Annotated in this window: 19 protein-coding genes and 2 pseudogenes; 14 read left to right on the top strand and 7 right to left on the bottom strand. The window is 59.1% G+C overall.

Going from position 1 to position 13628, the window contains the following annotated elements; genetic code table 11:
- Positions 1 to 34 precede the first annotated feature (34 nt).
- The 6 genes from HFO71_RS11115 (at position 35) to HFO71_RS11090 (ending at position 2523) form a co-directional block, all read left to right on the top strand.
- Positions 35 to 397 (top strand): hypothetical protein, encoded by a 363-nt coding sequence (locus HFO71_RS11115; RefSeq protein ID WP_077975834.1) that lies wholly within the window; start codon positions 35 to 37, stop codon positions 395 to 397.
- A 71-nt stretch (positions 398 to 468) separates the two neighbouring features.
- A complete protein-coding gene (locus tag HFO71_RS11110; protein WP_017959492.1) occupies positions 469 to 615 on the top strand; it encodes a hypothetical protein in 147 nt (48 codons plus the stop codon).
- 84 nt (positions 616 to 699) lie between these two features.
- Positions 700 to 1143: a pyridoxamine 5'-phosphate oxidase family protein gene (locus HFO71_RS11105; protein ID WP_025393686.1), complete on the top strand. Its 444-nt coding sequence runs from the start codon at positions 700 to 702 to the stop codon at positions 1141 to 1143.
- A gap of 214 nt (positions 1144 to 1357) precedes the next feature.
- Complete coding sequence (locus tag HFO71_RS11100) at positions 1358 to 1594, top strand: hypothetical protein (protein WP_017959490.1); 237 nt, start codon at positions 1358 to 1360, stop codon at positions 1592 to 1594.
- A gap of 231 nt (positions 1595 to 1825) precedes the next feature.
- The gene (locus HFO71_RS11095; protein WP_077975832.1) at positions 1826 to 2008 is read left to right on the top strand and encodes a DUF3606 domain-containing protein; all 183 of its coding nucleotides are present in this window, start codon (positions 1826 to 1828) and stop codon (positions 2006 to 2008) included.
- A gap of 314 nt (positions 2009 to 2322) precedes the next feature.
- Positions 2323 to 2523, top strand: coding sequence for a hypothetical protein (locus HFO71_RS11090; RefSeq protein WP_131641540.1), 201 nt, complete (start codon positions 2323 to 2325; stop codon positions 2521 to 2523).
- Positions 2524 to 3164: 641 nt separating this feature from the next.
- Here HFO71_RS11090 and HFO71_RS11085 read toward each other — a convergent pair.
- Positions 3165 to 3350, bottom strand: coding sequence for a hypothetical protein (locus HFO71_RS11085; RefSeq protein WP_025393684.1), 186 nt, complete (start codon positions 3348 to 3350; stop codon positions 3165 to 3167).
- Positions 3351 to 3783: 433 nt separating this feature from the next.
- Between HFO71_RS11085 and HFO71_RS11080 the strand changes: the two genes are divergently transcribed.
- The gene (locus HFO71_RS11080; RefSeq protein WP_025393683.1) at positions 3784 to 4020 is read left to right on the top strand and encodes a DUF6894 family protein; all 237 of its coding nucleotides are present in this window, start codon (positions 3784 to 3786) and stop codon (positions 4018 to 4020) included.
- 218 nt (positions 4021 to 4238) lie between these two features.
- Positions 4239 to 5006 carry a Crp/Fnr family transcriptional regulator gene (locus HFO71_RS11075; RefSeq protein ID WP_131641541.1) on the top strand — a complete coding sequence of 256 codons (768 nt, stop codon included), beginning with the start codon at positions 4239 to 4241 and terminating at the stop codon, positions 5004 to 5006.
- 68 nt (positions 5007 to 5074) lie between these two features.
- Here the strand turns inward: HFO71_RS11075 and HFO71_RS11070 are convergent.
- A pseudogene (locus tag HFO71_RS11070) lies at positions 5075 to 5502 on the bottom strand (DUF1515 domain-containing protein).
- A 120-nt stretch (positions 5503 to 5622) separates the two neighbouring features.
- Here HFO71_RS11070 and HFO71_RS11065 point away from each other — a divergent pair.
- The gene (locus HFO71_RS11065; RefSeq protein WP_155247477.1) at positions 5623 to 5760 is read left to right on the top strand and encodes a hypothetical protein; all 138 of its coding nucleotides are present in this window, start codon (positions 5623 to 5625) and stop codon (positions 5758 to 5760) included.
- Between the two features lie 30 nt (positions 5761 to 5790).
- Here the strand turns inward: HFO71_RS11065 and HFO71_RS36435 are convergent, their stop codons facing one another.
- From HFO71_RS36435 to HFO71_RS11045, 4 genes and pseudogenes are all read right to left on the bottom strand, one after another.
- Entirely contained in the window at positions 5791 to 6105 is a 315-nt protein-coding gene (locus HFO71_RS36435) for a hypothetical protein (RefSeq protein ID WP_376776693.1), read from the bottom strand.
- Positions 6106 to 6834: 729 nt separating this feature from the next.
- A pseudogene (locus HFO71_RS11055) lies at positions 6835 to 8322 on the bottom strand (terminase); the annotation flags it as partial.
- On the bottom strand, positions 8288 to 8761 hold the full coding sequence (locus tag HFO71_RS11050) for a terminase small subunit-like protein (protein WP_131641543.1): 474 nt from the start codon (positions 8759 to 8761) through the stop codon (positions 8288 to 8290). The gene HFO71_RS11050 and the pseudogene HFO71_RS11055, both read right to left, overlap by 35 nt.
- A 22-nt stretch (positions 8762 to 8783) precedes the next feature.
- Entirely contained in the window at positions 8784 to 9020 is a 237-nt protein-coding gene (locus tag HFO71_RS11045) for a spike base protein, RCAP_Rcc01079 family (protein WP_077975830.1), read from the bottom strand.
- A 477-nt stretch (positions 9021 to 9497) separates the two neighbouring features.
- On the opposite strand from HFO71_RS11045, the gene HFO71_RS11040 reads away from it, so the two are divergent.
- Positions 9498 to 10379 carry a dienelactone hydrolase family protein gene (locus HFO71_RS11040; RefSeq protein WP_077975828.1) on the top strand — a complete coding sequence of 294 codons (882 nt, stop codon included), beginning with the start codon at positions 9498 to 9500 and terminating at the stop codon, positions 10377 to 10379.
- Positions 10380 to 10484: 105 nt separating this feature from the next.
- Here HFO71_RS11040 and HFO71_RS11035 read toward each other — a convergent pair whose 3' ends face one another.
- Positions 10485 to 10982, bottom strand: coding sequence for a hypothetical protein (locus HFO71_RS11035; RefSeq protein WP_077975827.1), 498 nt, complete (start codon positions 10980 to 10982; stop codon positions 10485 to 10487).
- A gap of 298 nt (positions 10983 to 11280) precedes the next feature.
- Between HFO71_RS11035 and HFO71_RS11030 the strand changes: the two genes are divergently transcribed.
- From HFO71_RS11030 to HFO71_RS11015, 4 genes are all read left to right on the top strand, one after another.
- Complete coding sequence (locus tag HFO71_RS11030; RefSeq protein WP_077975825.1) at positions 11281 to 11610, top strand: ArsR/SmtB family transcription factor; 330 nt, start codon at positions 11281 to 11283, stop codon at positions 11608 to 11610.
- Positions 11607 to 12071, top strand: a complete 465-nt coding sequence (locus tag HFO71_RS11025; RefSeq protein ID WP_132610389.1) for an SRPBCC family protein — start codon at positions 11607 to 11609, stop codon at positions 12069 to 12071. The genes HFO71_RS11030 and HFO71_RS11025 overlap by 4 nt, the downstream gene beginning before the upstream one ends.
- A 43-nt stretch (positions 12072 to 12114) precedes the next feature.
- A complete protein-coding gene (locus tag HFO71_RS11020; protein ID WP_077975822.1) occupies positions 12115 to 12531 on the top strand; it encodes a GFA family protein in 417 nt (138 codons plus the stop codon).
- 210 nt (positions 12532 to 12741) lie between these two features.
- Positions 12742 to 13533 carry an aldolase gene (locus tag HFO71_RS11015; protein ID WP_077975820.1) on the top strand — a complete coding sequence of 264 codons (792 nt, stop codon included), beginning with the start codon at positions 12742 to 12744 and terminating at the stop codon, positions 13531 to 13533.
- Positions 13534 to 13628 lie beyond the last annotated feature (95 nt).

Raw genomic sequence — 13628 nt, 5'->3', positions numbered from 1 at the left:
TGCTACTGCCGGATGAGACAGGGAGAGCAAACATATGGTTTCCACACGATACCGCCCCAAGGACCTGAAGCTGGCGCGTCGCCATATCGTGAAGGCGGCGCATCGCGTTGCCGATCAGGAAATGGTGATCAGGAAACTATTGCGCAAAGGCAGACCCTCCGGGCCGGCCTATGCGCTGCTCAGCAGGCTCTACGACGATCAACGGCGGAAGCTCGATCGGCTGAAACTGATCGAAGCGATGGTTGAGGTAGAAGCGCAATCCTCTATGGACGTGCCCAGTAATCCTGGCACCTCCGCGCCGCCCTTTGCGATCGTACACAACAGCGGGATCTCTCGGCCGGACCGGCAATCCGCCACGCCTTGTAGCGCAGATGTTTGGCGCCCATATTTGGTGTAGTGGCAGTTTTTGAACGGGTGCTGCTTCCCGGGGTAATCAGAGTTACCCGGCCCCAACCAAAGGAGGGCATCATGTCTTCCACGGTAAACATCCATTCGTGGAAACGCCTGGCTCAGCATATCGGCAGGTTCCGGTATATCGACTTCCTGGTGAAATCGACACCAGCAATCTGTCTGGCCTTTATCGTCTATATCATTCTCAACGATGTGTTCTGGTAGGCGCTGCAAGGCTGTCGCGGCGAGCTAAGACGCTCTGCTGCCTATCAAACAAAGGGCTGAACGCTGACGGAATTGGATAACGCGATGCAACTGCGAGAAATGGGTGAACAAGATTGCCTCGCCTTTCTGGCAAGCCACACCCGTGGCCACTTGGCATGCCTCGGCGAAAAATATCCCTACATCGTTCCCATTCAGTATGCTTTTGACAAAGACCGGCTTTTCGTATTTTCCATGCCGGGCCTGAAGATTGATCTATTGCGGGCCCATTCACCCGCCTGTGTTCAGGTTGAGGAATTCGGCGAAAACCGAACATGGAAGAGCGTGCTTGTTCAGGGCACCTATGATGAGCTGACCGATACGCCGGCTCGGCATGACGAACGCCTCCACGCCTGGTCTCTCCTGCAGAAACAACCGTTTTGGTGGGAACCGGGATCGCTTGCCTTAAACTCGGAAAGCGAAGACAGCCCTGCTCCCTCCATATTCTTCGGCATTTCGATTGAGGTGGTATCGGGGAGGCAAGTAGTTTAACATGCGAGCGTTCAGACTCGCCGCGCCTTAATCCTTGATTGGCCAGGGTGCGCTGCTGCATGATATATGGAACTCCAGACAGACACCTCCAGCTAAACGCTGTCCGATACCAGCCTTTCCCATAGGGGCGCGGATTGCTTGATGCATCCACCAACGTGGCCAGCTGAACCGCAACACTGCGTTCAATGCCACGCGACCACTCATAGGGAAAACGATGACAGACGCACCTGAGAATGAAGCACTTTTCAACATCACCGGACACTATGTGCAGGAGTTGAAGGCCGTTCTTCAAAGTGAGAGCATTGTCGAAGGCACCGACTACGAAAACAGCGCCTTTAACGAAAAACGACGGAACGAAGGACTGCACCTGCTGCGATTCCACAAGACCGGCACGGCAGCCCAGGCAACGCAGATCTGGGAAAAACATATGACGGCCCGAGCGCATCGATAAAACCGCGCGAAGCCAATTCTTCGACCTATGCCGGCTTGACTCGTTCCGGACCCTACAGAGCTTGATGCCGAAAAGCGTGAGCGGTTTTCGGACGACATCATGCTCTAACTCTTTAATTGAAACAGGATTCCGATTTCAGAGCCGACCCGGCCGAAAATCATCCTGTTCTGGTGCTGACGCGCGGCGACATCAGCTGATGTCCGGCGCAACTTTGCCCTGAAAGGAAAAATCATGACCAATGATACAAGCAAAAAGGTCCAGCCCGCCAAAGCGGCCGTGGCTGACGGACCCTACGACGTCATCTATTTCGCGAAGAAACACCGTATTTCCAACGAGGATGCCCGGGACATAATCGAAAAACACGGCGCCAATCGCAAAGAGGCGGACAAGGCCGGCCGGCGCATCAGCGCCTAAGGCAGAACATGGTCTGGCAGGCGCTCATGCATGTCGTCATCCTAATACCGCTGCAACGTTCGGATGACATTGTATTCGCGACTGCCGGCTTTCCCTCTGTCGGCGATGCCACGATGCAACATCGGTGGACGAATTAACCCTACTGGCTTACCTTAATATCAGCATGCGCTTGAATACATCCGCTCCTATGCCATCGTAGCTTCACGATAACGCTTCTGGTTCCTGAAGCAGCTCGCCGGAACCGTGGCCCGCCTTTCTGGGAGAGGCCGGCTTGCCTTCACAGGGCTCGAGCTCAATCAAATGGAGGGTGTGCCATGAATAACGTCTTGGAATTTCGTCCAAAATGCCCGCATGTCGAGAGCCTGTCCGATTGCCGCGAAGCGCTTGAACCTGCCGTGATGAAGATCGTCAGCGACGCCGTCGGCAGGGGATACACGGCCGCGGAAGCCGCCATGGTGGTTGCCGATATCGCAGACGATTACATCCTGATGCTGTCGCGGCAACCACGGCATTGATAGGCTGTGCGGGCGCGCAACAGTGCCTTCTTGAGCGTTGCAGGTGACGGACGACAAGCGTGGCTTCGCCCGCTGTCAAGAGCCGCGAGTAAGCCTTCCGTGAGTCGTTTGCATCAGTGGACCGCGCAGCAACTGCAGGGGTAGCAGTGGTACAGGAGACGAGACCTGCCGCGCGATCCGCCGGCAAAACCCCTCATATTGCCTGAAGTTCCAGGCAGAGCGACGGCAACGCGATCCCGAAAATCCGCCGAAGGCTCATTTGCCCCCTGCCCGGCACGACTGCGACCGTCACGCCGATCGGCATGTGAAGATCGACAGCCACATCCGAACGCCGACGAAAAACCCCGCCGGCGCGGGGCTTTCAGCGGATCGAAGCGGAGCCAGCCGAGCAGTCGGCCCAAATCTTAAACTCCATCGATATTCAGAAATCCAGGCAATAAGGGCCTTGTCCTACGCCTTCCCCGACGCTTCATCGTCTCGCTCAATCTTTGAATCAAAGCCGTAACGCGGCGTGAAACGCTCATACGCGCCGCTTTTCGCGACCTCTGCACGAAAGAGAGCGATTCAGCTTTCATGGACTGAATCGCTCTCATCTTTTGTATTATGCAATTCCCGGGGAAACCGCTTCGAACGTCTCCCGACTAACGCCACCTTGGCTGGCGCGGCGGCGCGTTGGCTTGGATCTCATGCAGCGGCGCCTTGGATCCAAGCAGTTTCTTCAGCTTCTTCTCCTCCGTCGGGCCGATGCCGAACTTGCGGCAGTGCTCCGCAACATCGTGCTCTCGCGGACCGGGAATGCGAACCTGGCGATTGTTCATGCTCTTCATGTCGATCTCCTTTCGAAAGGAGAACCTGAATGCCGCCGATTTGTTCATTAGCGAACTCTAAAATTTAGCGATGACATGTTCCGAAATTAACCCACTATCAGCTTTGCCGCGCGGCAAGGATGGAGGAAAGAATACCGCTTTCGACCATGTGGAACCCGCGTTCAGCGCAACGATTGATGAGAATATTCCGTCGGCCAGGGAACAAGAGCCTCCCGCAAGCGTAAGGGGCGCCGGGTCGTGTGGAGGGCAGGTTTCACAACCATGCACTTCGATACCTCCGTGCGGCCCACCATTCCTCCCAAGAACCCCAACTCGCCCCGCCTCGGTGGGGCTTTTTTCTGCACTCGGCACTTTGGCATGGAGTTCAATCGAAGATCGGGGAACAACTGGCCTTGCGCGCGGTTTGGGGGAATCTCTTTGACGGAGGAAAATCATGCCGAAGTATTTTTTCCATGTCCGCCGGAACGATGTCTTCGAGGAAGATCCGGAAGGCATTGACCTGGCCTCACCTGAGCTTGCATGCGAGGAAGCAACCGCTGCCGCCCGCGAAATCGTGGCGGAGAGGATCCGTACCGGCGATCCGGCGAACGGCGGCGCCTTCGAGATCATGACGGAAGACGGCGCGTTGGTTGCGACAGTTCCCTTCCGGTCGGCTATTCACTTGGACTAATGCATGTCGCGCGAAGATGTGCGCCCCTTTTGCGACCGACGTAATCCGAATGAAGAGCTGAAGCGCGAGGATGCGAATCCGAACGATCGAGCGTGCTTTGGCGCCTCCGGCGCAGACGCCTGATGAGCCGTTTCAATTGTCAAAACCGCACAGACTGTTAAATCGGTTGAACCATAGGATTAACCTCGCGTTGGGCATTCAGTAGGCGGTGTAAGATCATGACAATGATGGTCCAGAGCGGAGTGAAGAACAGACTGTTGCGCCGGTTTCCGAGGGATGCCTTCGAGCTTCTCGCGCCGCTTCTCCAACCTGTCGATCTTCCCGTCAACCATCCGCTCGTGCTGCCGCACAAGCCGATCGAGCATGTCTGTTTTCTTGAAAGCGGCCTCGCCTCGATGGTTGCGGAAAGCGCCGACGGCAAAAGCGTTGAAATCCGTCATGTCGGCCGCGAGGGCATCGCCGGCTACCCTGTCGTCCTCGGCGTCGACCAAACGCCGAACAAAGCCTTCATGCAGGTGGCGGGCTTCGGGCTTCAGGTGGCCACCGAGGATTTTCTTTCGGTCCTCGAGCACCCCTGCGTGCGGCAATTGCTGCTGCGTTATGTGCATACCTGCGAGCTGCAGCTTGCCCACAGCGCGCTGGCTGCGGCAAAGTTCAACATGCATCAGCGGCTGGCCCGCTGGCTGCTCATGTGTCACGACCGCATAGACGGCAATGATCTGCCACTGACCCACGAATTCCTGGCGCTGATGCTGGGCGTCAGGCGGGCAGGCGTCACCGATGAACTGCACATTCTCGAAGGCATGCACGCCATTAAATCGACACGCGGCAACGTCCGCATTACGGATCGCAACAAGCTGATCGAGATTGCAGGCGGCTGCTACGGCGTGCCGGAGCAGGAGTACGAGCGGCTGATCGAGGGACCGGAACCGCAGGTGGTTCATCCTGCCAGCCTAAACGGGAATCGGCTTGGGAATATGCTCTGAGGAGTTCACCGCTGATTGGCAGGCCCGCCACTGCTGTTGCACCAGGACGTTCACCGGCAATACCGAGTTCAATTGATCTTCAACCAATGCCGAAGCGCCGCCACCGCGCCATCGCTCGCTAGGCAATGATGCCCCCGATCGTCAGCCCGGCGAAGGCAATCAACCCCGATATCCCATAGCCGATCGTCTTCATCCGTTTCCACTCTTCAAGCGCCGGCCCCGCCGCCTCCTGGTTCTTCTCGACGGTCTCCTTGAGGGTTCTGATTTCCTCGCGGATTAACGCATCCGCGCCGCCGCTGATCGCCACCCGGGTATCGAGGTGGGCGATCTGCCTGGCCTGCTCGTCGAGCCGCTTGTGGATTACGGCGCTGAAGTCGTGGGCATTGGCCTTTTCTTCACCGACCTCGTTGCGCAGAAGTGCCACGTTTTCCTCGATGCCGGTCAGCCTGCCCTCGACGCGCCCGAGGGCGCGCAGGATATCGTCATTGGATGTCATCTCTATCGGTGCTCTGTTGTGGGATGGAACGTTTTCAGCCTAGGGATGTTGAATCTTCGGATTCCCGAAGAGGCGTATGCATGCCGCCAGACAGCTCAATCGATCTGAAGCGAGGCGCCCATGAGAATGTTATTGATGATCATCATCGGGGTCATGGTCGCGTCGATCCTGAGCATCCCGGTGATCAAGCCGTTCATTCAAGGCAGCGGCAAGAGCGAAACGCCGCCGCCGGTCATCCAGCAGCCGGAGCCGAAGTGACGACGTCGAAGGCCTCTTCGTTCGCTCTGCCTATGGATTGAATTTCACCTTCTCGGATTGGGGAATGCCGCCCACGACACGGTCGATCACGGCGCCGTAGGGGTGGACGCCATCCGGCGTGACGCTCGGGCGGACGATGGAGCCGACCGGCAGCACGGTGGAGCGCGGGATCGAAATGATGATCGTATTGCCGGAGATGCTGCCGATCGACGTGGTCGACAGGCGGGCAAGGCCATCCGGCCCGGTATAGGTGCTGATCTCCTGCTCCGGCCCAAAGATGCTGGCATCCGCAACCTCGATCGTCGTGTAGGTCGCGACGCCATCCGTGCCCGACTGCACGGTCACCGCCGTGCTCGGTAGCTCCAGTATGCCGGGCCAGACGCCGTCCCTTTCACCGGAAACCCAGGCCGCATAGGTATCGATCGCGTCGTCGCAGCAGGCCGAGATCTTCGCCAGGATATCGGCGCGCAGCCGCCATTTGCCCGAGGCATCCGTGCCGTCCGCCGGCCAGGTGTTGTTGGCCGAGAAGCTCTGGTAGGAGGCCCTGAGATAGAGGTCGTTGGCGGTAATCGTGCCGGTCGCGGCGATGTCGCCGATCCGGCGAAATTATCGGCAAAACTGTTCGACCCGGTGACCGTCAGGGTATAGGTGCCATTTTCGTTGTCTGCGATTTCGCGAACGATGACGTCGATGGCGTCCGGCTTCATCGGGCGCCCTGTCCTTCAGAGAAAAACGCGCCCGAGACACGGGTTAAATCTCATCATTAGAAGATTGGGCGGTGGGTCATTCGTCGAGGAAACGAGTTAGATCAGTAGTGCCCCGGTTGAATGGCGTTAGCCTGGCCCTTAGCTCTATCCACTGTTTCAATATGGCAGGCCCGTGATCAATATGCTCTTCCATTAGAGTTGTGATCTCTTCGACACCAAAGGAGGGACGGCCTAGAACTAGCGCCCACGTCGCTTCGCCCGCGCCGATGACGTCAACATCGAAATGCTCCCCTAGTGTATCCATACCCAGCGGCGCAGCTAGCCTCGGGATTTTTTCGATTAGAAACATAATTCGCAAAACCGGATGCGGCTTCAGCGGTTCGGGCGCCAAGCCGGTGAAGATGATGGCGAGGCCGCCGAAAGCGTCCGCACCGTGCGAAGCCCAATTGTGCAGCGGCGCGTCGCGGAAGACGCTCAAATCCTCGTCCCAGTCCTTGCGGTAGTTCCTGAGGCACTTGATGCCCTGGATGCAGCCGGCCTGGTCGAACTCGATCTTTGCCAGAATGCGCCTAGTGCCGTTGATCCGGTCGTGGACATAGGCGCGCTCGATCTTGCGGACGGTGCCGAGGCCGCGGGCCTTGACTTCTCTCAGCATCACTTCGATGCGGGTCATGCCGCCGCGCGTCCATTCCCGAACCTTGATATCGTGCGGCATGTTGTGGACGCCGTAGACATAGCCGTGCTCGGCGCCGCGCCGCTCCAGCTCGTCGAGCATGCCGTCCATGCCGGTGCCGGTATGCTCGAAATAGCCGATCATCCGCACACGGCCGGGCAGCACCTGAAACAGCCAGACGCTGTTGGTGTCATCCATGCCGATGTCGGAAATGGTGTGGACGGGATAACCTTCGACATGCGGGAAGACCCCGATCCGCTCTTCGGCATCGGCCACCGCCATCTGGTCGGCGTAATAGGCCCCCTCGACGCTCGCCTCGAAAGCTTCTGCCGGTGTCGAGGGATATTCGCGCTTCATGTCGCCGAGCTGGGTTTCGGCCTTCTTGACATACCAGGCCTTCTGCCGGTCCGTTAGCGCGATGCCCTGGTCGGCCAGGTTGCGGAAATACTTTGCGAAAGCGTCGGTGACGATGACGCCTTCAGGCGCGATCGCATACTGCGGCTCCTTCCACCAGGGAAAGAAATGGAACTTGAAGTCCAGTTCGGTCAGTTTCGCCGCCTGGCGCTGCTTGACCTGGCCATCTTCGCAGAGCGTGTAGAAATGCCCTTCCTGCCCTTCCCTCGTGCTTTCGACGAAGACCAGCTGGCCGGCCTGCACCGTATTCAAAGCGCCGGTGCGGACTTCCCTCGCCTTCTGCGGATACTTCGCGCAAAGCTTCCCATATTCGGAGATGTGCAGATATTGCAGCGTACCCGAGCGCAGCGATGTTCCGACACGGATGCTCGAATTGTTGCCAAGCAGCAGTTCGGTCTGGTTGGCCCTGACGACAGGCACGGCGTTGCGGATACCGTCGGGCAGATTGTCATAAGGGTACTTGATCTTGTCCCTGAAGATCGTCTGCACGTCGCCCAGCGTATGGGCGATCGTGCCGGCGCGGATATCCCTGTTGAAGACACAGGCATCGAGCATGAAGATCTGAATGAAGGTCGTCAGACCCAGCTGGCGGGCCTTGAGCAGCACGTTGAGGTAATGCATCTCTTCGAAAAAGGTCATCTGCGTCCAGTTCATCTCGAACCTGACGCGTCTGCCCGATTTGTCGGTGATCCAATAGAGGTTGTTCAGACGCCAGCGCCAGTCGGAAAACTGGTCAACCGCCGTTTGGAAGTCCGCGCGTCTTGCCATTGATATCTTCCAGCAGTTGCGAAACTTCGCTCGCGACAACGCCACGGTCGGGCTCGACCTTGGAACCGTATTTCTTCGGCTTCAGCTTCTCGGCGACCCATTGGCGGGTGGCGATGCGGAGCTGCGAACGCCTTATGGCCTCGCCATTCTCCTGCCAGCCCGTGGTCTCGCCGCTCGCATTCTTCTTTTCGATCCAGTCGCCTGCGCGGTCATCGGCAATCTCGACCATCTCGTCGACAAAGCCGTCGGCCTGGATCTCGCGCGCCAGGGCGTATTTGACCCGAAAACCGGCCTTGTCCTCATCGGCGAGCCATGACAGCACGCTCGACATCGCCGGCATCGCTTCATCCCGGCAGATCGACCGCAGGCTTTCCCTGTCGGCGATGCGCTCGCAAATCCTGTCGGCAATCGCCTGGGTGAACTTGATGGGTCTGCCCATGAGGCGCTGCTTCTGGAGGGGTCTAGAACAGCGCGACGATGTTGGATGCCGTGGTCCCGGTCAGCGCCACCAGGGCGGCATGAACCGGCAGAATCGTCCCGGCCGGCACGTGTCTGAAGATGACCGGATCCATGTCCCGGCGCGGCGCAATGGCAACATCGCCAGCCGTGCCGATATAAAGCGCGCGCGCACCGACGATGGCGCTGTCATTCGGCGTCACCACTGCGGCCCGCGAGGCCGGAGCAATCGAAGGGTCCATTATAGTTCTCCTTGGAAGAGGCGCGCGCTACCCGGCCCCGATCCCGGTGTGATCGAAGATGGGAGGTCAGGCGGAAGAGGATAGGGGATCAATGATGATCTGGGGAAGCTGGCCGGACGGTGATAGACACACCAATCGAAGGGCGGCGGCGCCTTGATCGACGTCACCTTCTGGATTCAAATTTCGCAGCTTGGATTTACGGTAGTCTTAACTGATTTGCCGGGGGGTGATCAACGGCTAAACGTGGGTCGCGGATTATTCGCGCCGGCGGCAAGTCTGCCAAAAACGCATTCCCACCCGACATCACCTCTGAATTCAAATCTCGCAGCTTGGATTTACGGCAGTGATAACGGATGTGCCAGGGGGTGATCAAGCACTTTTGAGCGCAGATCATGCTGCTGTTGGAAATCGACCCAACCGGAGCCAATCGGCGGCAAAACCCCTCACCGCTTTGCGAGCCTTCAGCTCCGGCGTACAATGAGCAGCCTGTTGATCAAACGGTGGAGAAGTTCGGTGAAAACCACGAGACTTTTTCTTTGCCTCGTCGCTTTTCTCAGCGCCACGTTCGCTGAAAACCCGGCTGACGCCGAGGAACTGGTTCACTTCGAAAGCGCGCCCGTCAAGCTCAGCCCGTTTCGAATAAGCAAGGCTAGGGAACAGGGAGAAATTCTTTCTCAACCGCAAGGCACACCACTGCTCGGGTATCTATCCCGCCCCCGGGGTGATGGCCCCTTCCCGGCGGTCGTCGTCCTGCATGGATGCGAGGGCATGCGTTTGAGCGTCAAGGAGCTTTGGCCGAAACGACTGATCTCATGGGGCTACGTCGTGCTCGTCGTCGATAGCTTCACCACCCGCGATATCAAGGACACGTGTCAAGGCCACCTCCCCGATCGCGTCTTCGACGCCTATGGCGCTTTGAGTTTCTTGTCGAAACAAAGCTTCGTCGATATCAGGCGCGTTGCCTTGATGGGCTTTTCGACGGGCGGCACGGCGACGCTGGAGGGAACAAAAATCGAAGGCAACGAACAGCTGATGGACCAAAAATTCCGGGCGGCGGTTGCCTACTATCCCCTCTGCGCAGCAACCCAGGGCGATGCGACGGTGCCGATCCTGATTTTGACTGGCGATCGAGACAATTGGAGCCCGGCCGACCGATGCCGGAAGAGGCTTTCCAATCTGAGTGACGATAGCCCCCCGATCGAACTCAATGTCTACAAGGGTACTTACCACGATTTCGATGCCCCAGAGTTCAAGGTGGGAAGGAAGGTGTTGGGTCACATCGAAAAATACAATCCGGACGCCGCCGCAAAGTCCATCCGCAGCGTTCGCACATTCCTTCAAAGCTATCTCTCGAACTAAGGCCGATCTCTCAGCCTGTCGCCGGCAATTTGGCGGAAACGCGCCCCTGCCCTCCGTCATCCCAGGCCTCGAGCCTGGGATCCATGCCCGCCGCTCGCGGAGACACTAGCGCAAGAGCATCGCCTTCAGTCGCTGTTGCAAGACAGGAGATTCGACAGCCATTCGAACCTGACTGAGCGCATGGCGCATGGCCGGTGTGAAGGGCAGCCAATGTTGCAGACGATCCAGTAACTCCTCCGACATCAGGTCTTCGAGCGGACCGGCGCCCAGTTGGCCGAGCGCCTTTTCGTGGCCGGGCAATTGGGCTTGTTCGATAATGGCGAGCACTCGCTTCAAGACGATCTCGCTCGGGTCGTGCAGCAAAAGCGTCGACCAATACCATTCGCCGGGATCTGCGAGATAGGCCTCTACATAGGCTTCAGCGGTAAGCGGTGGCTTTCCAACAGCCGTCATATCCGGCAGCCACGTCAGATCCGATGCGAGCGCGCTGCGTGTGAACACGTCGACCGCTGGAGCGACGGCGATGTGTTTTCCCGAGCGCGGCTTGCTACGGTTTTTCTTGGTCACTTGGCTTTCCCTTTCGGCGTCACTCTGTATCAGCATATGGTTGTCCGCAACTCAACTCCGCTATCCCCGGCTACTCGACGCGCCATCCGCTGCGCCGGTGGCGAGTTTGGCGGAGACGCGCCCCGCCCCTCCGTCATCCCAGGCCTCGAGCCGGAGGCCGACGTGGATCCTCGGGTCAAGCCCGAGGAAGACGGAGTAAGGGGCGAACTCTGCTGAAAATACAGCGACGTACGCGGGAATTGTGCGAACGCGCCACCGGCGGAGTGACTATCGGCTAACCCCACCAAACAAATTAGTATTGACTCATCAATTAGCCTACGCTATTGATTTCCCCATGACCGAAACCGCCTCCATCACCGCCGTCATGCGCGCCCTTGCCGATCCCACACGGCGGGCCGTCTTCGAACAGATCGTCGATGCCGACGAGATCACCGTCGTCGAACTGACGCGGGCAAGCAGCGTCACGCAGGGCGCCATTTCGCAGCATCTCAAGGCGCTGAAACAGGCGGGCCTCGTCACTGAGCGCCCCGAAGGCCGGAAGGTCTATTACCGCGCCGAGCCGGAAGGCCTGGAGCCGCTTGTCGACTGGATGAGCCATTACGGCACCTTCTGGCGCGAACGCTTTGCAAATCTCAGAACATTGCTGAAGGAAATCGATCCATGAACGACGCCGCATTGAAACATGACACGCAAGAGATCGTGGTCGACGAGGTCTTCCCGCATCGACCGGAGACGCTCTGGAAAACGCTGACGACGGCCGATCTGATGGGCCGCTGGCTGATGATTCCTACCGGATTCGAGCCCATCGAAGGAAAACACTTTACCTACCAGACGACGCCGGCCGGCGACTGGGACGGCACGATCCACTGCCGGGTGCTGGAGGTGACGCCAAATGAGCGTCTCACCTACGCCTGGAAGGGCGGGCATGAGGGCAATGTCGGCTACGGCTCGCCGCTCGACACCGTCGTCACCTTCATCCTGTCCAAGGTCGAGAACGGCACGCGGCTGCGCCTCATCCATTCCGGCTTCGTGCTGCCGAAAAACGAGACCGCCTTCGAGAAGATGGGCGAAGGCTGGAAGAAGGTCGTGAAGAAGATCGGCGCCATCGCCGACGAAAAGAACTGAGGCGACCGCCGTCGCCAATACGGCGTTTTATCAGGAGAGAGACATGAGCAAGCCTTACACCGGCGGATGCGCCTGCGGTGCGATCCACTATGAAATCTCGGCAGAACCGATTGCGATGAACGACTGCCAATGCCGCGACTGCCAGGCAAGCAGCGGCACCGGGCACGGATCCTATCTGACCTTCCCGAGCCGGCAGGCGGTGAAGCTGGAAGGGCAGGCGACGCATTGGCAGATGGTCGCCGACAACGGCAACGTCAAGACCCGCGGCTTCTGCCCCGCCTGCGGCTCGCCGGTCTATATGACCTTCTCCTACATGCCTGACTTCTTCACCATCCACGCCGCAAGCCTCGACGAGCCCGGCCGATACCAACCGCAGATGGTGACCTACACCGCGCGCGGCCTTGCCTGGGACAAGACCGATCGGGCTGTGCAAAAATTCGAGGGAATGCCGCCAATGTGAGGCGGGGCAGCGGCCTGTCAGATTGTGCAATCGACGGTCAGACTGTCGCGAGCCGGTCGCAGGCCGCGTCTCACGCGTGCGCCGAGCGCCAATGCGGATTTGCAAATGAAGCGAACCATGTTTGTCTCCAGCCGGCTTGATGCGAGGCTGATCCGGGGGTAATCCAGAACATAGCCACCCTCTCCTTCGACACCAATCTGAAACGAACCCATGGCGCACTCCCTCAATACAGCCCCCTCGCCCGCCGGCGGCCCCAACCAGCCGAAACTTGATACGGACGATATCTGGCAGGCCCGCGTCGATCTTGCGGCCTGCTTCCGGATGGCGGCAAGGCTCGGCATGGAGGAAGGGATCTGCAACCACTTCTCGGCCGTCGTTCCCGGCTATGACGACCTGTTCATCGTCAATCCTTACGGCTACGCTTTCGCCGAACTGACGGCCTCGATGTTGTTGATCTGCGACTTTCACGGCAACGTGGTGTCGGGCAGCGGACAGCCTGAGGCCACCGCCTTTTACATCCACGCCAGGATTCACAAGAACATTCCCCGCGCCAAGGCGGCATTCCACACCCATATGCCTTATGCCACCGCCCTTTCGATGACGGAGGGCGATCCCCTGATCTTTGCCGGGCAGACCGCCTTGAAATTCTATGGACGCACGGCCGTCGACCGCAACTATAACGGCCTGGCGCTCGACGCGCGCGAGGGCGATCGCATCGCGGCCGCAATCGGCGATGCCGACATCGTCTTCATGAAGCACCACGGCGTCATGGTCTGCGCACCCAATATCGCAGAGGCCTGGGACGACCTCTATTACCTCGAGCGCGCCTGCGAAGTGCAGACGCTCGCGCTGTCGACCGGACGTGACGTCCTTGCCGTCGCGCCTGAGATCGCCGAAGCGGCCTACCGGCAAATGCGCGAAGGAGACCCGGAATCGGCCCGGCTCCATCTGGAATCGGTGAAGCGCGCGCTCGATCGCAGCGAGCCCGAATACAGGCGCTGAGCCGCAAACCGCGTCTTACGCGTGCGCGGCCGCCAGACATCCGTGCAGCGATCCCGTGATAGCGGGCGTTGCGGGAGATAGCTGCCTCGGCTTAT

Source organism: Rhizobium laguerreae, from assembly GCF_019778565.1.
Taxonomy (GTDB): Bacteria; Pseudomonadota; Alphaproteobacteria; order Rhizobiales; family Rhizobiaceae; genus Rhizobium; species Rhizobium laguerreae.
This window is presented reverse-complemented; position numbering and strand designations above follow the sequence as displayed.